At 42.3% G+C, this 22755-nt stretch carries 22 protein-coding genes and 2 pseudogenes; 7 read left to right on the top strand and 17 right to left on the bottom strand.

Going from position 1 to position 22755, the window contains the following annotated elements:
* Positions 1 to 6 precede the first annotated feature (6 nt).
* The 6 genes and pseudogenes from B2W49_RS03765 to B2W49_RS03740 all read right to left on the bottom strand — a co-directional run.
* Positions 7 to 264: pseudogene (locus B2W49_RS03765) on the bottom strand (EamA/RhaT family transporter); the annotation flags it as partial.
* Positions 265 to 423: 159 nt separating this feature from the next.
* Entirely contained in the window at positions 424 to 828 is a 405-nt protein-coding gene (locus B2W49_RS03760) for an ExbD/TolR family protein (RefSeq protein ID WP_291334670.1), read from the bottom strand.
* Positions 828 to 1451 carry a MotA/TolQ/ExbB proton channel family protein gene (locus B2W49_RS03755; RefSeq protein ID WP_291334668.1) on the bottom strand — a complete coding sequence of 208 codons (624 nt, stop codon included), beginning with the start codon at positions 1449 to 1451 and terminating at the stop codon, positions 828 to 830. Before B2W49_RS03755 ends, B2W49_RS03760 begins: the two co-directional genes overlap by 1 nt.
* 20 nt (positions 1452 to 1471) lie before the next feature.
* On the bottom strand, positions 1472 to 2257 hold the full coding sequence (locus tag B2W49_RS03750) for an energy transducer TonB (protein ID WP_291334666.1): 786 nt from the start codon (positions 2255 to 2257) through the stop codon (positions 1472 to 1474).
* A 254-nt stretch (positions 2258 to 2511) separates the two neighbouring features.
* Positions 2512 to 3378, bottom strand: a complete 867-nt coding sequence (gene purU / locus B2W49_RS03745; RefSeq protein WP_026438081.1) for a formyltetrahydrofolate deformylase — start codon at positions 3376 to 3378, stop codon at positions 2512 to 2514.
* 91 nt (positions 3379 to 3469) lie between these two features.
* A complete protein-coding gene (locus tag B2W49_RS03740) occupies positions 3470 to 4171 on the bottom strand; it encodes a TetR/AcrR family transcriptional regulator (protein WP_291334663.1) in 702 nt (233 codons plus the stop codon).
* Positions 4172 to 4288: 117 nt separating this feature from the next.
* On the opposite strand from B2W49_RS03740, the gene B2W49_RS03735 reads away from it, so the two are divergent.
* From B2W49_RS03735 to B2W49_RS03720, 4 genes are all read left to right on the top strand, one after another.
* Positions 4289 to 5737, top strand: coding sequence for a coniferyl aldehyde dehydrogenase (locus tag B2W49_RS03735; protein ID WP_291334661.1), 1449 nt, complete (start codon positions 4289 to 4291; stop codon positions 5735 to 5737).
* Positions 5738 to 5900: 163 nt separating this feature from the next.
* Positions 5901 to 6137 (top strand): 50S ribosomal protein L28, encoded by a 237-nt coding sequence (gene rpmB, locus B2W49_RS03730; protein ID WP_000048256.1) that lies wholly within the window; start codon positions 5901 to 5903, stop codon positions 6135 to 6137.
* A 16-nt stretch (positions 6138 to 6153) separates the two neighbouring features.
* The gene (rpmG, locus tag B2W49_RS03725; protein ID WP_004976146.1) at positions 6154 to 6309 is read left to right on the top strand and encodes a 50S ribosomal protein L33; all 156 of its coding nucleotides are present in this window, start codon (positions 6154 to 6156) and stop codon (positions 6307 to 6309) included.
* Between the two features lie 155 nt (positions 6310 to 6464).
* Positions 6465 to 8180: a cation:proton antiporter gene (locus tag B2W49_RS03720; protein ID WP_291334407.1), complete on the top strand. Its 1716-nt coding sequence runs from the start codon at positions 6465 to 6467 to the stop codon at positions 8178 to 8180.
* Between the two features lie 190 nt (positions 8181 to 8370).
* On the opposite strand, the gene B2W49_RS03715 is transcribed toward B2W49_RS03720, so the two are convergent.
* From B2W49_RS03715 to B2W49_RS03665, 11 genes and pseudogenes are all read right to left on the bottom strand, one after another.
* A complete protein-coding gene (locus tag B2W49_RS03715) occupies positions 8371 to 8649 on the bottom strand; it encodes a hypothetical protein (RefSeq protein WP_291334406.1) in 279 nt (92 codons plus the stop codon).
* Between the two features lie 103 nt (positions 8650 to 8752).
* Positions 8753 to 9256, bottom strand: a complete 504-nt coding sequence (locus B2W49_RS03710; RefSeq protein ID WP_291334405.1) for a DUF6586 family protein — start codon at positions 9254 to 9256, stop codon at positions 8753 to 8755.
* A gap of 176 nt (positions 9257 to 9432) precedes the next feature.
* Complete coding sequence (locus tag B2W49_RS03705) at positions 9433 to 9687, bottom strand: RNA recognition motif domain-containing protein (protein WP_004976139.1); 255 nt, start codon at positions 9685 to 9687, stop codon at positions 9433 to 9435.
* Positions 9688 to 9766: 79 nt separating this feature from the next.
* Complete coding sequence (locus B2W49_RS03700; RefSeq protein ID WP_291334404.1) at positions 9767 to 11755, bottom strand: ATP-dependent helicase; 1989 nt, start codon at positions 11753 to 11755, stop codon at positions 9767 to 9769.
* A gap of 147 nt (positions 11756 to 11902) precedes the next feature.
* Complete coding sequence (locus B2W49_RS03695; protein ID WP_291334403.1) at positions 11903 to 12658, bottom strand: hypothetical protein; 756 nt, start codon at positions 12656 to 12658, stop codon at positions 11903 to 11905.
* A 13-nt stretch (positions 12659 to 12671) separates the two neighbouring features.
* Complete coding sequence (locus B2W49_RS03690; RefSeq protein ID WP_349677183.1) at positions 12672 to 12878, bottom strand: OST-HTH/LOTUS domain-containing protein; 207 nt, start codon at positions 12876 to 12878, stop codon at positions 12672 to 12674.
* Between the two features lie 24 nt (positions 12879 to 12902).
* Positions 12903 to 13616 (bottom strand): annotated as a pseudogene (locus B2W49_RS03685) (NYN domain-containing protein); the annotation flags it as partial.
* 88 nt (positions 13617 to 13704) lie between these two features.
* Positions 13705 to 16344 (bottom strand): type I DNA topoisomerase, encoded by a 2640-nt coding sequence (gene topA / locus B2W49_RS03680; RefSeq protein WP_291334402.1) that lies wholly within the window; start codon positions 16342 to 16344, stop codon positions 13705 to 13707.
* Positions 16345 to 16377: 33 nt separating this feature from the next.
* Positions 16378 to 16827: an ammonium transporter gene (locus tag B2W49_RS03675; RefSeq protein WP_004976129.1), complete on the bottom strand. Its 450-nt coding sequence runs from the start codon at positions 16825 to 16827 to the stop codon at positions 16378 to 16380.
* Between the two features lie 260 nt (positions 16828 to 17087).
* Positions 17088 to 18053 carry a hypothetical protein gene (locus tag B2W49_RS03670; protein ID WP_291334401.1) on the bottom strand — a complete coding sequence of 322 codons (966 nt, stop codon included), beginning with the start codon at positions 18051 to 18053 and terminating at the stop codon, positions 17088 to 17090.
* A gap of 127 nt (positions 18054 to 18180) precedes the next feature.
* A complete protein-coding gene (locus B2W49_RS03665; RefSeq protein WP_291334400.1) occupies positions 18181 to 18423 on the bottom strand; it encodes a SlyX family protein in 243 nt (80 codons plus the stop codon).
* 35 nt (positions 18424 to 18458) lie between these two features.
* On the opposite strand from B2W49_RS03665, the gene B2W49_RS03660 reads away from it, so the two are divergent.
* The 3 genes from B2W49_RS03660 to B2W49_RS03650 all read left to right on the top strand — a co-directional run bounded on the left by B2W49_RS03660 (position 18459) and on the right by B2W49_RS03650 (position 22579).
* Positions 18459 to 20366, top strand: a complete 1908-nt coding sequence (locus B2W49_RS03660) for an ATP-binding cassette domain-containing protein (protein ID WP_291334399.1) — start codon at positions 18459 to 18461, stop codon at positions 20364 to 20366.
* A gap of 140 nt (positions 20367 to 20506) precedes the next feature.
* Positions 20507 to 21442 (top strand): lauroyl acyltransferase, encoded by a 936-nt coding sequence (locus B2W49_RS03655; protein ID WP_291334398.1) that lies wholly within the window; start codon positions 20507 to 20509, stop codon positions 21440 to 21442.
* Positions 21443 to 21466: 24 nt separating this feature from the next.
* Complete coding sequence (locus B2W49_RS03650; RefSeq protein ID WP_291334397.1) at positions 21467 to 22579, top strand: glycosyltransferase family 4 protein; 1113 nt, start codon at positions 21467 to 21469, stop codon at positions 22577 to 22579.
* The last annotated feature ends 176 nt before the right edge of the window (positions 22580 to 22755 follow it).

The raw sequence follows: 22755 nt of genomic DNA, 5'->3' as shown, positions 1-22755 counted from the left end.
GCTTGATTGATAAAACAAAGATTGTGTTGTAGGCGCTTCTGATAAAGGACTTAAACGTACCGCGACCGTTGTGGCTGCCCAAAGTATGCCTGCACTCTGCGCGAGTAAATCGCCAAAAAGCATGTGGCTAAAGTTTTGGTGAGTTTCGTGTTGTACAGTATCACGCCATAAAAAAGTCACTGCTATACCAGCAAAAGACAACAGAATCCCGCCCCATTGCAAGCGAGATAAACGCTCTGCAGGGAGTTTCCAGCGCAGCGCTAAAAAGCTACAAAAAACAGACTTTCAAATAAGCTGCTAACTCAACCCAAATAGCTTGGTTGATTAAATACGCTTGAGTAGGTGAAATATTTTGGTATTATGCGTGAGTTTGCATAAAAAAAGCGACCTTAAAAGATCGCTAATTTTAAATAAGATATGGGCTTAATCGTCTGTTGCAAAAGCAATATCACTGAGTCCGGCTTCACTCGCACGTGACATTACTTGCGCTACAGTATCATAACGCGCTTCTTTATCGGCTCTTAATACCACAGTGGGTTGCTGTGCTTGCTGACTGGCGCTGTTAAAGCGGGTTTGCAACTCATCTAAGCTAATAATTTGATCATCCCACGCCACTTCACCATTGGCATTGATACTGACCTGAATTTGCTCAGGGGGTAAATCGACAATCTCTGCGCTGGTTTGCGGTAAGGTTAATGGTATAGATGGGTTGGCAACGGTCGCTGTCACCAAAAAGATGATCATCAATACCAACATAATGTCGATCAGGGGTATGAGGTTCATCTCATTCATGCCTGAGTCGTTGTCTTCACCCAATTGAAAAGCCATTAAACCTGACCTCCCACCAAACTTTGTTGTGTTGCTTTCACTTCTGTTTTTTGCACAGATGAATCTTGCTGCAACATGGTATCAATCAACAAGCTGTGTGCATGATCTTGCAGATTGTTCGATAAGGTACGGTTCACGCGCGAGCAAATGTTGTAGGCAATCACCGCTGGAATTGCGACTGCCAAACCAAAGCCTGTCATAATCAACGCTTCACCCACTGGGGTTGCGACTTGTGCCAGTCCTGCCTGCCCACTTTTACCCACGGCAACCAATGCATGGAAAATACCCCAAACCGTACCGAATAAACCGACAAACGGTGCAAGTGAGGCAATCGTACCCAATACCGACACCCCTTTTTCTGCCGATGCTTTTTCTACAGAAATTTGACGCAATAAGGCTTGTTCCGCAACCGCTTTGCGCTGTTCAAAACTTAGGGGTGCCAGTTTTGCTTTCAGCTGATTTAATGCCTGAGACAGTTGAGCATAAGCTTGTTGCTTCAATTGATGCGTGCCCATCAAACGTAATGCAAAGATGGTCCATGTCGCAATCGACATCGCCAATAACACGAAATACAGCGTTTTGCTGACTGCATCTGCATGTTGCCAATAGACGGAAAAGTTCATACTCGAACTCCTGTTGAAGGTTAGCCGTTAGGGTTCAATGTCAATTCAAAAGGCTGCTCAGCACGAATTGGATAAGCCACGCCATTTTCTTTGTACGGTTTGAATTTTGCACTACGCACTGCGCGTAAAATCTTTTGATCTAAAGCAGGTATACCACTAGAACGCGTAATTTGTGCATCGGTAATTACGCCTTTTTCATTGGCCTCAATCCGAACCACCACGTTACGGGTTTCTCCCTGTAAATCACGGTTACTATAAGTTGGTTTTGGTGAACGACTCCATTGCACGCCTGAGCCGCCAATCGACACTGTTTTTGGAGCAGAAGGTGCGACAGGAGCAGGTGCAACAGGTGTAACTGTCGGTTTCGGTGCAGGCTGTACCACTTTAGATTCAGTCACCGTTGCTACAGGTGCAGGTTGCACCTCACGTTCGACTGGTTTTTCTACGGGCTTCGCCACGGGTTTAGGGGCTTCTGCTTTTTTAACTTGCTGTACTTTTTCTACTTTTTTCGGTGGCGGTGGCAACGGTTTTTCTACCACAGGCACTTCTTTTACAGGCTGAGGCTTGGGTTTTTCAGGTTGTGGTTCAGCTTTTGGCTGTGGCGGTAACGGTTTAGGCTGTTCTTGAATTTTTACAAAGCGGACTTTTAAAGGTTCTTTTTCTATTGGCTTTAAGCTTGGGGTTTGCATCTGCCCCAATGCCCACAATATACCCACGTGTCCCAATGCAACCACGGCTAAAGCTGTTACAACATTCTTTTTCATAGTGTGGGACATATGCATCATAGCGTTGGGAGATTGGTTCATTAAAGTCAGCGACCGTGGAAAGCAATTGCCAAACCATCACAGCTTATACGATCAAACTGATCGGTTAGAACAATTAAAGTAACGCAATAATAAATGAGAAGTGTTTTCATTTGCAACTACTTTTTTAATGACAACCGTGAATCATCCATTAAATTTACGATTAAGAAACAGTTAAAATAAATGTTATAACATTACAATTATAGCATAAAAAAACATGCCCTGACGGCATGTTTTAGTTTTACATATCTTTTAAATTATTGAAATACAACAGTTTTATTGCCATCTACAATTATACGGTCTTCCAAATGCCATTTAACTGCACGTGCCAGTACATTACGTTCCACATCCTGCCCTAATTCACGCAGTTGATCTACTGTAAAGTCGTGGTTTACACGTTCAACATCTTGTTCAATAATCGGACCCTGATCTAGGTCTGCCGTTACATAGTGCGCAGTTGCACCAATCAGTTTTACGCCTTTTTCATAAGCTTGTTTATATGGGTTTGCGCCCACGAAAGCAGGCAGGAATGAATGGTGAATATTGATCACTTTCATTTCCCATTTAGATACAAACTCTTCATCTAGAATTTGCATATAACGCGCCAGTACCAATAAATCATTGCCTTGCATCAATTCATCAATTTTAGCGTAAGCTTCACGTTTATTCTCTTTATTTACAGGCACTACTTCAAACGGAATACCAAAGTTTTCTACCGCTTCACGCAAGGTGTCATGATTGGACACTACTTTGGTAATTTCGCATGGTAAACCACCACGTGCATGACGCCATAACAGCTCAAGCAAAGCATGATCAACTTTAGACACCAAAATGCCAACTTTTTTCACATCGCTGACCAAAGCCAAACGCCATTGCATTTCGTAACGCTCTGCCACGTTGGAAGCAAAGGTTTGCAATAAGCTTTCTTTACGACTTTGCAAGTGATCCAGTTCAAACTCAACCCGCATGAAATAACGCCCGCCCTGAGCTTCTGTTGCATATTGATCAAGCGCGGTAATGTTGGCTCCTTGATGATACAAAAAGCTCGATACAGCCTGCACAATACCAGGCTTATCTTCACAGGTAATCAGCAAACGTGCAGTATTCGCAGTCGTCATATTCATGTTGTTTTTAGTCACTACTTGGTTAAATTGAAAAACAAGCCGAGTATTCTAGCGCGTTTCTCAGACATTCTAAATAGCTATTCTCAGTCGCTTAGTCGGCTTGAGTATTTTTACTGGATGATAAACTCTCAAACAGTTCAGATGTACCTAACGTTTCTAGTAAACGCTCATAAGTTGCACGACTTTCACCACGTAAATACGCCCCTTCAAGGAACAACATTTGACGCAAAGCTTGCCAAATCCATTTTTCTTCCAAATGGTTTGAATCGGTAATGTGTCCCGACATATATAAGAAGTTAGTCCAGTTGGTCAGCACAATCCAAATATTGATAATCAAGGCTTCAATTTCGGACTCAGTCATTTGCATCAGACCCGCATCCACAAAAGCCTGATAAATTTTCTGTCCCTGCTGCATAACTTGTCCTGCAAAACGAGGATACATTTTGCGGAAATCTTCATTGGTTTCGACCAAATGATAGACATCACGATGCAAAAACCGATAGGCCCATAACTGACTGCTGAGCACCTGAAAATAACGAATTTTATCATTAGCATCCAAAGCACGGCTTTCAGGTAGGGCCAGCATTTCCAAGGTTTCCTGCTGATATTGTTCCATCAACTCTTTAATGATTTCGTTCTTATTGCGAAAATGGTAATACAAATTTCCTGGGCTCATACCCAATTCAGCCGCAATATGATTGGTTGTAACTGAACGCTCACCACGCTCGTTAAACAATTGCAAACTCAATTGCAAAATACGTTCTTTGGTTTTCAAGGTTTTGGTTTGAGACATCCTAAAAACAACCATTCTTTAAAATTTGAGGGGCATGTAAACATAAAGTCACTTGACTGATTAGAGTAAATACTCTAAAAACTAACTTATATTGCTTTTATTGAATGGTAACATGTCATGAACAGTCAAACAAAAACAACTTCAATGACCCTACATTCACCCGATTTACAACGTCTGGATGATATTTTGGCATTGCAGAAATATGCCTATCAGCGCAATCCTGTACCTAGTGCCAAAGAACGCATTGAACGCTTAGCTCGCTTAAAACGTGTGATTGTAAAATATCAGGATCAATTTGCTGAAGCCATTAACCGTGACTATGGCAACCGTGCCATTGCCGAAACCCAAATTGGCGAAGTACTTACCTGCTTGGAACATATCAAATATTACAGCAAAAACCTGACCGACTGGATGAAACCCTCTAAACGTCAGGTTGGAATCATTCACCAACCTGCAAAAGCTTGGGTACAGTATCAACCTTTAGGGGTGATTGGCATTATTGCACCGTGGAACTACCCTCTACTGTTGTCTTTAGGCCCTCTGATCTGTGCTTTGGCTGCGGGCAACCATGCCATGATCAAAATTTCCAGTGCTTCTGCGCATTTTGGCAAGGTACTGGAAAATGCCATGAGTGAAGCGTTTCCGCAAGAATTGGTAGCGGTAATCAATGGCGGTGGCATTATTTCAGATGCGTTCTGTCATTTGCCTTTTGACAAAATTATTTTCACAGGCTCTACCCAAGTCGGCAAAACCGTGATGGCCGCTGCATCACAAAACCTCGTGCCTGTCATTTTAGAATTAGGTGGAAAATCCCCTGTTTTGGTGCATCCATCTAGCGATATGGTCGATGTTGCACAGCGTATTGCGGTAGGTAAACTTTGGAATGCAGGACAAACCTGTGTTGCACCCGACTATATGTTCTTGCCTAAAGGCAAAACTACCGAATTCATGGAACATTTTGAGCAATTTGTGACGGAAATGTATCCACATATCCGTGATAACCAAGACTACACTTCTATCATTAATGACAAACAATATCGTCGCTTACAGGGCTATTTAGAAGATGCACGTGAGCGCGGTGCAAATATTATTGAAATTAATCCACAAAGTGAAAATGTGGCTGCAACTCGCAAAATGGCACCAACGGTACTGACTAATGTCAGTCCAGACATGCAAATTATGCAAAATGAGATCTTTGGGCCAGTCCTGCCAATCTTAGAGTATGAACAAATTGATGATGTAATCGAGTTTATTAATAGCCGTCCGCGCCCTCTTGCTTTATACTATTTCGACTTTGATCAGGCGCGTGCCGACTATGTCGCACAGCGAACCCATTCAGGGCATTTCGGACTCAACACTGTATTGACCCACGTTGCACAAGATGACTTACCGTTTGGTGGTGTTGGTGCATCAGGTATGGGGAAATATCATGGTCCAGAAGGTTTTTTCAGCTTGTCACATGAACGGTCGGTAATGTCTAATCCAAAGCTATACAGCTTAAAGTTCATTCTCCCCCCATTTGATAAGCCGATTCATCGATTGATTTCGAAGACGCTTCTTCGTTAACTGATCAAGGCATGAGCTATCAAACAGGCTCATGCTGTTTTTGAAGAAAATCGCTTGTCTTTTAAGCGTATTTTTGATATAAAACGCCCCTTGAATGAATTCATCCGTTTATTTTTGACTGGCCATACAGATTTGCTGTTGGCTAAATCAATGGAGTTACACCATGTCTAAGGTTTGCCAAGTTACCGGCAAGCGTCCAGTCGTTGGTAACAACGTCTCACACGCCAACAACAAAACTAAGCGCCGGTTCGAGCCGAACCTGCACCACCACCGCTTCTGGTTAGAAAGCGAAAAACGTTTCGTACGTCTTCGTTTAACCACTAAAGGTATGCGTATTATCGACAAATTGGGCATTGAAAAGGTTGTTGCTGACCTACGTGCTCAAGGTCAAAAGATCTAAGTAAGGAGTCAGGACAATGCGTGATAAGATTCGCTTAGTTTCTACAGCTGGTACAGGTTATTTCTATACCACGACTAAAAACAAACGTACTATGCCGGAAAAAATGGAAATCAAAAAATTTGATCCAAAAATCCGTCAACACGTAGTTTTCAAAGAAGCTAAAATCAAATAATTTTAGCTTTTTTAAAAAACGACCTTATTTAGGTCGTTTTTTTTGCACTTTTTTTGCCTCACTTGTTAAAATTTCCTCGTTTTCTTTTTGGCACTGTTTGTGCTTGCTTACTTCAGTCTTATGACCGCACCCTCACCATGGCTTAGGAGTTTCTCGTGCCTCATGATGTAGAACTCATCATCTTACTTGCCGTTGGTTTTAGCTTAGCACTGGTATTTGGCTATATTGCTGCGCGCTTACGTCTTCCACCGCTTATGGGCTACCTGATTGCAGGTGTCATCATTAGTCCCAACACACCGGGCATTGTGGCAGATATTCATCTTGCCAACCAATTAGCAGAACTTGGAGTCATGTTCCTCATGTTCGGAGTCGGCATGCATTTCTCGCTAAATGATTTAATGCAGGTACGACGCATTGCTTTGCCTGGTGCAGTTTTGCAAATTGCCGTGGCCACCTTGCTGGGTGTAGGTGTGTCGATGATGTGGGGCTGGAGTTTTGGTTCTGCCTTAATTTTTGGCTTGAGTTTATCTTGTGCCAGTACCGTTGTGCTTTTAAAAGCATTGGGGGATCGTGGTCTGCTCGACTCCGTTAACGGTAAAATTGCCGTAGGCTGGTTGTTGGTTGAAGACTTGGTGATGGTCTTGGCATTGGTGCTTTTGCCTGCTACTGCCGTGTTACTGGGGGGGCAAGCCTTAGAAAGTACCAATGATGAAAATATTTGGCTAACACTCGGACTGACTTTACTGAAGGTTTCAGGCTTTATTGCCTTTATGCTGATTGTTGGTAAGCGCCTTGTGCCCTTCATTATGCAAATTGTGGCACGCTTAGGCTCGCGGGAACTGTTTACTCTAACAGTAGTCGCTGCTGCGGTATCAATTGCCTTCGGTGCTTATAAAATCTTTGGCGTGTCGATGGCACTCGGAGCCTTCTTTGCGGGGATGGTGGTCAAAGAATCCGACTTCAGTCATCGTGCCGAAGAAGAAACTCTACCCTTACGTGAAATTTTTTCCATCCTGTTTTTCGTTGCTGTAGGCATGCTGTTTGACCCTCGGATTCTAATTGAAGAACCACTGCACGTTTTAGCGGTCGTCGGCATCATCATGGTGGGTAAAACCATTGCAGCCATGGCATTGGTCTTGTTCTTCCGCTATCCACTCAATACAGCCTTGACCGTAGGTGCAAGCTTGGCACAAATAGGTGAGTTTTCCTTCATTTTGGCAACACTAGGCGTATCTTTACAACTGCTGTCACTAGAAGGTCAAAATCTGATTTTAGCAGGTGCACTCATTTCAATTACTCTCAATTCGTTTGTTTTTTCTGCAATTGAGCCTGTGCAAAACTGGATCCGGGAACGCTCTTATTTGGCACGCTTACTTGAACGTAGTAGCGATCCGCTGGCGATGTTGCCCGATGAAGTTTCTCAAGATTATTTACGAGATCAGGTGGTGATTGTTGGACATGGTGAAGTCGGACGTCGTATTACCCAAAATCTCATGGCTGAAAATATTAAAGTTGTGATTGCAGAAGAAAACCGTGAAATTGTCGAAGACCTACGTGAAAAAGGCATTGCTGCGGTCAGCGGGATTGCTACAGAAGCAGGTGTACTGATTCAGGCACATATTCAACATGCTCGACTGCTCGTTCTTTCTCCTATGGACATTCTGGATATTCATAAAATTGTGGATATTGCCAAAACCCTAAACCCTGAAATTCAGGTTTTGGTATGTGCAGAAAGCAAAGCCGAAGCGGAAGCAATTCGTAAAGACAATATTGGTGAAGTGTATTTCGCCAAAGAAGAAATGGCGAAAAATATGAGCAATTATATTTTAAATCAAATTGAAATTGCCCATCATCAACCACCGACGCATTGAAGGCAATTCATCTAAAACCCATAGACAAAATCACAAAAAGCGCACTGTTTAAGCTGCGCTTTTTTGTTGATGTATAGATTGGCTTTCACTGCATTCATGAGAAACCACCTATATTGTCTGTGATTTTACCCAAAGCAGATAGATAACCTGTTCATCAAAGATGAGTCCATCACTAAAAGACTATCTCGGATTAACTCATAAATTGTGGCTGTTCATCTACAATTTCGGCATGCCATTGATTGACCTGTTTTTCCAATAAGCCAAATAATGCCGCCTGAATCATGTGCTGTGCGACAACCGCTGTCTGATCACCCAATATGGCTTTGACTTCGTCATTGAACTGGATTTTGACCAATGGCTCTTTCTCAGAGCCTGCATTACGCAATGCCAACTCACCACCTTCAAGCTGAACCAGCTCTAAAATTGCTTCATGATTACCAAATAATTCTTTCAATTGCTCTATAGACATATATCCTCCATGCTCGACATGGTGGCAAAGGCGCTTGCTCTTTGCATCGTTCAGAATATCTATATCGGGCTGATCAGATTTTTTTCAAGGGCGTTTGGTCGGCTTAAAACTCCACCATTTCATTACGAAAACCATCAATCAACTGGGTTAAATCACGATGCCATTCGCGCAAAATTTTCGTGTCTGGTAGCCATGCTTGCGGAGATTGTGTGACTTTAATAATTAAATTAGATGACGTTTCCTGTTCAGGCTCTGGCGCACTCGGCTCAGGCGTGTACTGACATAAACGATACGCGCGTTTTAACTCTGCAATAAAGCCCGATTTGCTCAGTTGCTGCAAAATAGCTACTTCAGGGGAAATCTGTCCTTTGGCTGCCATCAATTCTTCAATTGATTTAAGGGTTGGATTATTGTCATTTAAACGATAATACCGTACTAATTCCTGCAAAAAAGCCAGCACGGCACCATTTAAATGAAACACCGCAGCTTCACGATGTGCCTGCGCTTGCTGTACATGCTCGGTTTGCTCTGCCTGCTGACATGAAAGACGGGCGAAATATAATTTCTGATTGGTACGATCCGCATGAAAACGAGCAACACGGGACATGAGTATTTCCTCAATTTAGCGTTCTAAGAAGCTTAGATTAAACCGATTTTCCTACAACGCCCAATAAAAAATACACTATTTTTACTGCGATAAAATTGCGCACCAAAGCGGTGCCCACCCGTCATTTTCTACTAAAGATCACGCATAAAAAAGGAGCAATTTTTGCTCCCTTTGAACTATTTTGATGCAGGTTTATCTTCTGCTGCTTTAACACGTATTCCATGTCCATGCAGACGCAAAGTGTTTAGCGCTTTAATGGCTTTTACTGCCTCACGTGCATGTGGCATTTCTACAAATGCAAAACCTTTGGATTTTCCTGTTGCAGCATCCAACACCAAATTACAAGACTCTACTGTGCCGTATTCCTGAAAAAGTTTTAACAATTCTTCTTCAGTGACCGTACGCTCTAGACTACGAACTAAAATTTTCATCTTACAACCTTAAAATAGGCAAAAAACATCAAAAAGCACTCGCCTACTCTACTTTTTGCAGGAAACCATGTGGCATAGTTTAATCGAGATCAATTCCAAAATCTAAATTAATCGCTTGGCGTTCTACCAAGGCACTTTTCACAGTTTGCTGTCGGGTATGGTGATGAGTTTCCATCGTACACAATTGTCGTGTCAGATCATTCAAAAAATAGCTGTCCAGTTTGCGTCCTTGTTCATCTACCGTATCACGCGCCCATAAATTAAAATTTTGCTTGGTTAAAATCAGTTCATTTTGGGCACGGGTTAAAGCCACATACAACACTCGACGTTCTTCTTCAATATCATCAAAACTGCCCTGCGCCCGCGCATGTGGATACTGTCCTGCGGTCACATTCGCCACATAACAGACTTTTTGCTCAGTCCCTTTGGCAGAATGGATGGTGATCAAAGTGACCACATCTGTATCAGACTGACGTTCTATTTCAGAAATAGACACAGGATCGAGCACGTATTCTTCTAAAAACTCACTTAACTGTGCATGCTTGCCCGCCAATTGTTGCACCAACTGAAAATCACTCTGACGACGGTTCCAATCTTTTTTATAGTTCTCTGCCAATTGTTCCTGAATCGCTTCTATGCCTAAACCGACACAAGCCGCAACTTCATGTCGTAACACATCCATTTGTTTCATAATTAATAACATTTTTTCTGGCAAGCGTCCAAATTTTTCCAGCTTTTCAATCACCTTATCCATTGTAGGTTCAAGTAACAATTGCTGCGCCAACTTACTCGCACCGACATCACCCACACCATTCCATAAAGTTAAAAAACGCATCCAGGCAATATCATCTAAAGGATTGGCAATGACCCGCAATAAACTGAGTAAGTCTTTGACATGCGCGGTTTCCAATAACTTCATGCCGCCAATAAAACGATACGGCACACTTGCCGCAATACATGCCGCTTCAATATGCCGTGCGGCAAAACTCGAGCGTACCAACACCATGTGATCTGACCACGGCGCACCTTGCAAGAAATGTCGCTCTTTAATATCAATGGCAATCCATTTGGCTTCGTCAAACTCATTCGGGAAAATATGCATTTTGGGCTTGATGCCATCGCCACGATACGCCTGCAAATGCTTGTTATAGCGAATTTCACTTTGACCTAGCAGCCAGTTTGATAGGTCTAAAATTTCCTGCGTAGATCGGTAATTTTGCTCTAATTTAAAAATTTGAGCATTGGGTACACGTTCAGTAAAATGATGAATATTTTCAAAATCTGCACCGCGAAAACCATAAATCGATTGTGCATCATCACCCACACAAAACAGACTGACCCGATCTTTTAATGGTTCAAGCAAAGCCCATTGCAAAGGATTGGTGTCCTGCATTTCATCGACCAAAAGATGCTGACATATTGACGCGACATAATCGACTAGTCCTTCAGACTGCGCCAATGCCGATGCCACCACAGCCAAAATATCGTCATAATCGAGAAAGCCACGTGCACGTTTGCGGCTTTCATATTCCTGCATAATTTCAGCAATTTGATCTTTAAACGCCAAATATTCAGGCTGTTGTTTTTCTAAAGCCACACTCAGTTTTTGACGTGTATTCCGCGCAAAAGAATATAAATCACATAATTCTTGAGGCTTGGGCAACTGACTTGGATTTTTCTTATCATCTTTTCCGCGAATGAGGCGGAACATCATCAACTGATCATCACGATCAATAATTGAAAACTGCTCTAAGCCAAAAGCTTTAGGAATACGTCGTAACAAGTACATACAAAAAGTATGAAAGGTCGAAGCGCGTAAGCCTTTGGCTTGCTCACCCAAAGCCAACTCCACTCGTGCGACAATTTCACTCGCCGCACGACGGGTAAAGGTCAAAATTTGAATTTGATTGGCTGAAATCCCTTGATCTATCAAGTACGCTGCACGTGCCACAATGGTTTTAGTTTTGCCACAGCCTGCACCAGCCAAGACCAGACTATGTTGATGTGCTGTCGTGGCTGCTTGTTTTTGCTGAGGATTCAATTCATCAATTAGGCTGGCTAAACTCATAGTGACTCATCGTACAGGGTGGATGAATAGTTTAACAGATCGGTTTAGGAATAAACCCATGAATATAAATAGCTCGGTTCATGCCTAAACACATACTTTTACACAAGCTTTATTGTAGAGATGTGGATAAGTACATGCTTATCCACATTATTTCCAGCCCAACTCTATGGCGGTGATTTCGTTAATACGTGTCTGTTGAAGCGATTCAGGCATTGTAGTTTTGCTTTGTGAAAGTGGCACATAACCCGCCATTAGTTCAGCCTCTCGTTGTGGATATAACGGTTGCTGATTGGGGTCTGCATAACCAATCGGATAAATCGGCTGACCTGTGCTTAAATCATATTTATCTGTGGCACCAAAGGTATGCAGTAATTCATGCACCATCACCACCATATTGCGCTCACTGTGCGCAGCAGAAGCAAATAAATTCACCGAGCCAATTTTGCCTTTTTGTAAAGCGGTGGAATGCTTCAAAATTTGAGTTTGACTCGGATCATAATAATTTAGGTATAGCGTCACTGTTGCAGGACCATCACTACTTTGTCGTTGCTGCCAAGCGTAAAAACGAAACTTTAAACTCCAAAGTACGGTGCTCAGTAGCGATGCTTGCTCAGGCACTTTCGGTGGCAACTGCTTTAATTCTCGCCCCTGTTTGAAATAGAGCGCAATAGGTTGCCCACGATACTGTAAAGAAGCTTGTTTCAAATAGTCCTGAGCAGAACTTAAATTGTTGATATTTAATGTATTGATATAGTTTTGGGTATTTGATCGTCCATCGGCATTAATTGGATGTAACAATACGATAATGGGCTTATTCCAGTCTTGGTTCTGATCACGCCAAGCATTGACTGCAACGACCAGTAAAACCAGCAATAAGCTTAAAATTCGGATTTTTTTCCACATATGTTAAATATCTTTAGGCAATCACTTTACCGAGTTTAATCTTATTATCTTTAAACTCGACCCAGCCACCCGCAATTGCTAAAACTGCTTCCTCAAGAGAAGAGAATCCGTAAGGAACAATATCAAGCTCTGGGTCTAAGCGCTTGATGGCATCTGCCACTGAAGCTATACTTACCCAGTTATTTGCATGTGATACCTGTTTCAAAGCTTCTTGCGTCAATTTGATAATGGTCTTAAAAGTTCTTTTTCTTACCAACAATTGACTTCTAACTTCTTTAATCTCAAATAATTCTAACGATTTAATTAAGCCTGAAAATTTAGCTCTTTTATAGTTTCTCGAATCAAAATCAGGCTTAACAACATTAATATATTGATGAACAACCAAGAGATTTGCCCAACCATGATCATCAGCTTTATCACGTATTGTTTTTAAAATTAGTGCAAGTACATCTTTATCGATTGTAATTTGACCTTGTGTCACCTGCTCATTTGTATTTTCTTTTAAATCTACAGTTTCACCATTGGTGAGGTTTTTCACATCAATAAAACGATCACAAGCGTTTACAAAAGATATTGGTGTTGTACCCTTACCAAAACCATGAACAAAAAGCCCTTTTTCTCTAATTTTCAAAGCAAGGGGCGTGAAGTCACTATCACTAGAAACTAAACAGAAACCATCAAATATTCCCGAATACAATAGCTCCATAGCGTCAATAACCATTGCAATATCAGTCGCATTTTTTGAAACCGTGTAAGCATATTGTTGTACAGGTGTCATGCCACATTTAAGTGATATTTCGTACCAGCCCTTTAGTGTTGGATTGCTCCAATCACCATAAACTCGTTTGACACTTGCTATACCTGATTTAGCTATCTCTTCTAATACAACCTCAACATTCACCATGGATGTATTATCAGCATCAATTAATACTGCTATTTTCTTTGGATTAAGATTCACAAAACCTCTCTGTTTTTTATTTTTCACATTTCAAATTATATGATTTAAAAAAATGCTGACCGAAGCCAGCATTTTCTATTTTGGATAATTAAGCCTCAACCCATTTACCATTTTGGTAAACCAATGACCATTTGGTTTGTTTGCCTTCAGGCGTTTCTGAACCAATATATTGCGCTTGATTCTTACGGCTGAATTTCACCAATGTTGGATTACCCTCTGGGTCTGCATCAGGTGCTTGCAAAATAAACTGATATTTCGGATCAAGCTGATCTGCCACCGTACGCAACTCTGCCACTTTCGGAGCACGGGTTTCACGTACTTTCGGGAATTTGCTAGCTGCCAAGAATAAACCCGCAGCACCATCGCGCAGCACAAAGAAATCATCATGCTTCGTCGAGCGTAAATGTTCCATTTTAATTGGATCAACACGCGGTGGCGCAGGCTGACCATTCTTGAGTACTTTACGTGTGTTTTCACAACTGGTGCAGGCAAAATAAGGGCCAAAACGACCTGTTTTCAGCTGCATTTCGCCATCACACTTGTCACACGGAATGGTTGGTCCATCATAACCTTTAATTTTGAACTCGCCTTCTTCTAGCTCAAAACCTGCACAGTCTGGGTTATTCCCGCAAATGTGCAGTTTACGACCACCATCAATCACATAACTGTCCATGGCCGTTTCGCAAATTGGGCAGCGCTTTTTAGACATCAAATCCGCAGTTTCAGCGGCATCATCATCCGACAATGCTGCAAGCGATTCTACAGGTGTCAGGTTCAGTGTTCCCTTGCAACGTTCTTTCGGTGGCAAGTTATAGCCTGAACATCCCAAAAATACCCCAGTTGTACCTGTACGAATCTGCATTGGGCGTGAACATTCTTTACAATGTACTGCATCAACTTCTACAGGTAAATTACGGCGCATGCCTTGTTCACCCTGAGCATTGGTCAAACGCTGTTTGAAGTCACCGTAAAAACTGTTGAGCAAATCTTTCCAGTCACGTTCACCATCTGCAACCTTATCTAGCTGACCTTCCAAGTCTGCTGTAAAGTCGTAGTTCATCAGGTTATTAAAACTTTCATCTAAACGGTCTGTAACAATCTCACCCATTTTTTCGGCAAAAAGACGACGGTTTTCTAGTTTGACATAACCACGGTCTTGAATGGTCGAAATAATCGCAGCATAGGTCGATGGACGTCCAATGCCTTTTTTCTCAAGCTCTTTAACTAAAGAAGCTTCAGTAAAACGCGCAGGTGGTTTGGTAAAGTGTTGCGATGGAACAAGCTTTTCTAATTTAAGAATTTCACCGACTTTAACTGCAGGCAGTAACACATCATCATCCGATTTGTTTTGCCCACGCACTTTGGTGAAACCATCAAAAACCAGCGTACGACCTTTGGCTTTTAACTCGACACCGTTGGCATCCACTAAAATGGTCGATGATAAATATTCGGCTGGTGTCATTTGGCAAGCCACGAACTGACGCCAAATCAAATCATACAAACGCTGTGCATCGCGTTCTACACCCACTAAACTGTCGCCTTTAAGCGCAACATTAGATGGACGAATCGCTTCGTGCGCTTCTTGTGCGCCTGCTTTATTGCCATAACGATTTGGTTTAGCAGGCAGATATTTTTGACCAAACTCCACTTCAATATGCGTACGCACCATATTGACCGCGTCATCACTCAGAAAGGTCGAGTCAGTACGCATATAGGTGATAAAACCCGCTTCATACAAACGCTGCGCCAACATCATGGTTTTTTTGACTGAAAAACCAAGACGAGTACTCGCTGCCTGTTGAAGTGTTGACGTGATATACGGCGCACTTGGGTTGACCTTGGTCGGCTTATCTTCACGTGCAGATACGGTGTATTGCGCATCTTTAATCAAGTTCAGTAAAGCATCAGTTTCGGCTTTGTTGCGTAACTTGAGGGTTTTACCCGCTTGCTTAACTGCTTCTAGACGAATATTGTCTTTTGCTGCTTTAGTATCAGCAAAGACTTGCCAGTATTCTTCAGGTACAAAGGCGCGAATTTCACGTTCACGTTCTACTACTAGCTTAACTGCAACTGACTGCACCCGTCCTGCCGATAAACCACGGGCGATTTTTTCCCAAAGCAGTGGCGAAATCATAAAACCCACCACACGGTCTAAGAAACGACGCGCCTGTTGGGCATTGACTTTGTTGGTATCTAAACGCGCAGGATGCTTAAAGGCTTCTTGAATAGCATTTTTGGTAATTTCGTTAAACACGACACGCTGATAACGTGATTCATCTCCACCAATGACTTCTTTTAAATGCCACGCAATCGCCTCACCTTCACGGTCCAAGTCCGTTGCGAGATAGACTTCATCGACCTGCGATGCCAGTTTTTTTAATTCCGCGACAACATTTTCTTTGCCTGGCAGCACTTCATAATGTGCTTTCCAGTCATGTTCAGGATCAACTCCCATACGGTTGACTAATGCTTGTTGAGCTTTTTCAGCTTTCTGAGCCTCGGTCAGTTTGGTTCGGGTGGTGGTTTTCTTTTCTGTGGTTTTTGCGCCGCCACTGGTTGGTAAATCACGCACGTGACCAACCGAAGACTTCACAATGTAGTCCGAACCAAGATATTTATTGATTGTTTTCGCTTTTGCAGGCGACTCCACAATCACTAAGGCACGTTTGTGACCAGCTTCAGATTTGGCTGCAGTGCTTTTGGATGTGGACCGAGGAGCGTTCGCCATAAGTAACCGTATTTCCTATTTAATGGTTTAAAATTAACGTTCAGCCAAGCTATGTAAAAAGGCTTTCATCTCATCTAATTGAGTTGCGCGAAGATCGGCTTCTTCATCCCAATAGATTCCTACACAGTTTGCCTGCATATCAATAGCATAAATACCCTTTAATGCAATGGGTAAGCCTTGGAATTTCTCATCGCCATGCAACAGTTCTAGCTTTTGGTCTGTCACTAAAGCACGCATTAACGGTAAACGTGCATCGGCAATGAGTACACTGTAATACGCCACCATACTGGCACGTGATTCCGTGGCTTTCGGGATTTTTGTCCAGTCAGGCGCAACCACCAAACGAGGGTGTAGTCCCATTTTTCGGGCTTTTTCACGCATCAATCCTAAAGCTTTTTCTCTTGGGCTGACACGCAGACCAAAAATAGAGCCCATCACAAATATAATGATGGCAACGGCAACCCAAATTCCAGTATTTTCCATAGTACAACCTTTCTATTCTTATATTAGAGTTGCATAAGCACAATATAAAACGCAAGATTAAAATAAGCTGTGATTTATTTATTTCAAGTGTTTTAGTCTATCTGCCTACAAACAGCTTAAAATCGTCTTACGTGAAAAGGCATCATTTTCAAAACTTTAAATGGTTGATAAATGATGACTTAAATCAGTCGTATCGAAAAAAATATCTTGCAGATGGGTTTTAAATCGACTCATGCCATTAATCGAAAAAATTCTAAAACTTAGCTTAAAAACATTTCATGACTATAAAGCACTTCATGTCCATTCCAATAAATATAGCCTTTTTCAATCAGTTCTTTGAGTAATAAACGAATATCAGACTTTGGAAATAATCGTTCCAGCAAATCACGCAACTCATAAATATCTTTTGGTTTTTCACCTTTTAGCTCACGTAACTTTTTGGCGACTTCCCATTGCACAGGGTCAATTTGGCTAAAGTTTTTAAATAACGCATGCTGAGGATGCAAATCTTCAGCTTCAGTCTGCGCAACGCTTGTAGAAGTGACTGTCGTCTCTTGTACAGGTTCTACCGCGGCATTTAGGTCAAGTTGAACCCATTGTTTCAGCACTTTTTTACGAAAGCTAATTTGCTCATCCACCCGCTTTACAATTTTCAGACTTATCAACATGCCAACCACATGCTGCACTTTATCAACCTCAAGTTGCAAAATATTGGCAATCGAGTTTTTTAAAGCGTCTTGAGTCGTCGGTTTACCTGACATTTTTGCCAACGCATCACAGTACTTTTTCACCAACAGCAATTCAGGCTTACTGCGAATTGCCATTGGGCTTGGTAAACGATGTTTAATTTTCCCAGACTGCGCTTCAGGCTGAATATGAATCAGGTGACAGGCAATTTCAGAAGCTTGCAACATTTCAATTAAAATCTGAATACTATCAACCGCAGAAATCACTTCAACGTGAGTTTCTGGGTCTAGCAATGCCATCAGTTGCCCCACCACCACCGCATACTCAAACTCTTTAAACTCTGCGCGCGGACTGTCTAAAATCATAAGCTGACCTGTACTGATCCAGCCAGCCAGCTCAGTTAAATCCTGCAAGTTATATTCAAATTTTCCTGCACAATTAAACAGATACACACTCGGATGATGCTCAATAATTTCTCGCAACAAAGTCGCGGTAGGCAGGTTGTTTTCAAGGTCAAGTAATACAACTTTAGAGGACATAAATTTTAGTAGACACAATAGGGTTTAAAAGATTTAGGCACAGCAGCCGAGCATTACAGTGGGAAGTACAGCAAAGGTCAAATTAAAATCAGCACTAAAACCAATACCGTTGATTAAGTGTTGTTGATTAATAGTGTGGCGGGCGATTGGTCACTGGGTCAAACGGTGCAATCCCATCCGACAAATCTGCCGAATCTACCCGCTGATATAACAACTGCATTTGTTTCTTTAAATCGGCAATTTCCAGACTTTGATGAACCACTTGTTCATTCAATTGCTCAACTAAATCGTCCAAAAATGCAATTCGCACTTGCAAATCTTCAATGGGTGCGGAAAATGACGCCTGATCATTTATACTTTGTTTAGTCATTTCAAATCCTCATTTGAGATTTTTTAGGAAACACTATGGCCTATATTACTTTAAGGGATGTCCAACTTGCATTTGGTGGACCTGCCTTGCTCGACGGCGCGAATTTTAACCTAGAACGTGGCGAACGAGTGTGTTTGATTGGCCGTAACGGAGAAGGTAAGTCTACTCTACTTAAACTGATTGAAGGAAGTTTACTACCCGATGCAGGTGAAGTGTCCATTCAAAATGGCATCACCATTGCCATGTTGGCTCAGGATGTACCCATGGATTCAGGCAAAGTCGCCGATATTGTGGCCGATGGTGCAGGTGAAGCTGCTACAGTATTAAAAGCCTATCACGAAGCCAGTGATGCTTGTGTATTGGGAGATATGGATGCCTGTGACCGTATGGGGAACCTGCAACACAAGTTAGATCAGCTAGATGGCTGGGCACTGGAAAATAAGGTCAATGCCATTTTAAGCAAAATGGGACTAGATCCAAATGCAGACTTGGCCGATTTATCGGGTGGACGTAAGCGTCGCGTGTTGTTGGCACGCGCCCTGCTCACACAACCTGACGTATTGTTGCTGGATGAGCCGACCAACCACTTAGATGTGGAAAGTATTGAATGGCTAGAAAAATTCCTACTCGATCAAAATAATTTAACCCTGCTGTTTATTTCGCATGACCGTGCTTTTGTCGATAGTATCGCCACCCGCATTGTCGAGTTAGATCGTGGGGTATTACGCAGCTACGAAGGTAACTATTCACGTTATTTAGATTTAAAAGCGCAGCAACTAGAAGCCGAAGAAAAACAAAATGCGCTGTTTGATAAAAAACTGGCCGAAGAAGAAGCATGGATTCGTCAAGGCATTAAAGCACGTCGTACCCGTAACGAAGGACGAGTGCGCGCCTTAAAAGCTTTACGTGAAGAATCTAAAGCACGGCGCTTCCAGCAAGGCAAAGTCAATATGGCAGCGCAGGAAGCCAATCGCTCAGGCAAACTGGTCTTTGATATTGAACATTTACAAGTGGCCTTTGGCAATCAAGCTCCAATTATTAAAGACTTTTCTACACTGGTATTGCGTGGCGACCGTATTGGTTTAGTGGGCGATAACGGTGTCGGTAAAACCACCCTGATTAAAGCCATTTTAGGTGAAATTGAGCATGGTGGCTCTGTCAAAACAGGCACACAACTGGAAATTGCCTATTTTGACCAATTGCGTAACGTCTTAGATTTGGAAAAGTCAGTCAAAGATAACGTGTCTGAAGGTTCAGACTTTGTTGATGTGAACGGACAACGTCGTCATATTTATAGTTATTTGCAAGACTTTTTATTCTCACCAGAACGTGCGCGCACGCCGGTTAAAGCCTTATCTGGCGGTGAACGCAACCGTATTTTACTGGCCAAATTATTACTCAAACCATCTAACCTGATTGTAATGGATGAGCCGACCAACGACTTGGATATGGTCACTTTAGAATTGCTTGAGGAAATGCTCAGCGACTATAAAGGTACCTTATTGCTGATTTCACACGACCGTGCCTTTATGGACAACGTGGTGACTTCGACTTGGGTATTTGATGGCAAAGGCAATATTGATGAATATATTGGCGGTTATCAGGACTATTTGCAGCAACGCCCCGACCAAACTGTGGTTGATCAAAAAAGTGATGTTAAAAAAGCCGTTGCCAAAGCCGAAGCGGCTGCAGCAGCGCCACCAGCCAAAAAATTAAAACTGAGCTATAAAGATCAACGTGCATTAGAACAGCTGCCTGGTGAAATTGAAGCACTGGAACAGGAACAAACTAAATTGGCTGAAAAACTGGCCGATGGTTCTTGGTTTGTAACAGATGCCGATGCAGCAACCAGAGCCTCACAGCGTTTGGCAGAAATTGATGAAGAATTACTGGAAAAACTGCAGCGTTGGGATGAACTGGAAAACTTGGCGAATGGTAACTAGGGTCTGTTGATACTTCGTCTACGCTAGTCTAAAAGGCTTTGCAAAACCGTTTTAAGCATCTTTCCCATTGGACGGATGCTTTTAAATTTTAAAATCGGTTCGTGCTAAACTGTAACGATACAACACTTTATACGGTCATTATGAGTCAACACACTGAATATCAACCAGGCGAATTTCAATGGTCTTTCCTGTTGCCAAAATATTGGGGTATTTGGATTGGCATTGTCTGCCTGATGATTTTAGCCATTTTACCATGGTCCATTCAGTATCGTTTGGCGCAGTTTTTAGGCAATCTTGCCTTTAACAGCATGAAGTCACGTCGTGTAACTACGTTACGCAATTTGGAAGTGTGTTTTCCTGAGTGGAGTGAGGCTGAAGTACACGAGAATGCTCGTCAAGTCTTTGTTGATCAGATACTGGGCGTATTTGAAACCCTAAATGCATGGTACTGTCCACAGTGGTTTAAAGGACGCACTCAGGTTGAAGGTTTAGAACATATTCAGCAAGCGCAAGCAGCTGGACGTGGGGTTTTATTGTTAGGCACACATTCCACTCTGCTAGATGCAGGCGGCTATGTCTGTGCACAATATTTTGAGCCTGATGTGGTCTATCGCCCACAAAATAATCCTTTATTGGACATGCTGATTTACCGTTGCCGGGCCACCATTTACGGTCATCAAATTGATCACGATGACATGCGTGGTTTAATCCGCCACTTAAAAAATGGTCGTGCCATTTGGTATAGCCCAGATCAGGACTTTGGTTTAAAACAAGGTGTTATGGCGCCGTTTTTTGGCGTACCAGCAGCGACAGTTACAGCACATCGTCGTTTGCTTAAAATGACCAAAGCTGCAGCAATACCGTTATATTTTTACCGTACAGGCGAGCTTTCCAACCCGCAATATAAAGTCTTGATTGAACCTGAACTACTAGATTTTCCAAGCGCAGATGAAGTTGCTGATGCAACGCGCACCAATTTCGTTATTGAGCAGCAATTACGGATCGCTCCTACCCAATATATGTGGTTTCATCGTCGGTTTAAAAGCCGCCCCGAAGGTTATGACAATATTTACTAATCTGTACGGCAGAAGGAAAGACTCATGAAAATCATGCAGTTATTACCCGAATTAAACAGTGGCGGTGTAGAACGCGGTACGCTCGAAATTGCCCGAGCCCTTGTCGCCCAAGGGCATACGTCATTGGTGGTGTCGAATGGCGGACGGATGGTCAACCAACTCGAAGCTGAAGGTTCCACACATTTAAAGTTAGCTATCCACAAAAAATCATTATCAAGCTTGTGGCAAATCCGTCCTTTACGCCAACTGATTGTGCAACATCAACCTGATATTGTGCATGTACGTTCCCGCGTACCTGCATGGCTGACTCATTTTGCCCTAAAAGGTATTCCAGCCGAAAAGCGTCCACACTTAATTTCAACGGTACATGGTTTTTATTCCATTAACCGTTACAGCCAAATTATGACTCAAGCGGAAAAAGTGATTGCAGTTTCTGACAGTGTGGTCAAATACATTCGGGATCATTATCAAAACTGCCCACCAGAAGATATTGTCCGCATTTATCGTGGGATTGACCCTGCTGCATTTCCGCATGGGTATCAACCTTCGGCACAATGGATTCAACAAACCTATCAAGATTTCCCAGAACTTGAACATAAGTTTTTGATTTGTTTGCCGGGACGTATTACACGCTTAAAAGGTCATGAAACATTGATTGATCTGATTGCGAAATTAAAAACCCAATATCCCCAGGTTCATGCTGTTGTAGTAGGTGGTGCAGATGTTAAAAAAGCGGCGTATTTACAGGAACTGAAACGCAATATTCAGGATAAACATCTGACCGAAGCGATAACCTTTGTTGGGCACCGTTCTGACATGCGCGAGTGGCTTGCGTTTAGTGATATTGTACTTTCACTTTCCAATCAAGCGGAAACTTTTGGGCGCACTGCGCTTGAGGCTTTATCGGTAGGAACACCTGTAATTGGCTGGAAGCGTGGTGGCGTAGCAGAAATTTTATCGCAATTGTATCCGCAAGGGCTAATAGAGGTCGATGATCAGTCTGCTTTATTGAAAACTGTAGAATTACACATACAGCAAAAGCAAAGCGTAGCACCTGTAGAGGTATTCAGTTTGGCAGATATGTGCCATCAAACCTTAGATTTATATCAGCAGGTTTTGCAGTCAAAACGCACCTAAAGCCTTAGAACTGAATCAAGCTGATTGAAATTTAATTCATTTAAAACAATAGACCTTGTATCTTGGAGGTTGTAGTGATTAGCTTCCACTATATGCAAATTGTAGAGTTTGTAATAGACCTAAGACTTTTAGTCTGTGCAAGAGATAAAACCTACAATTTACCCTAACCACTTTCA

This window comes from Acinetobacter sp. UBA801 (assembly GCA_002296655.1).
In the GTDB taxonomy this organism is placed as follows: Bacteria; Pseudomonadota; Gammaproteobacteria; order Pseudomonadales; family Moraxellaceae; genus Acinetobacter.
This window is presented reverse-complemented; position numbering and strand designations above follow the sequence as displayed.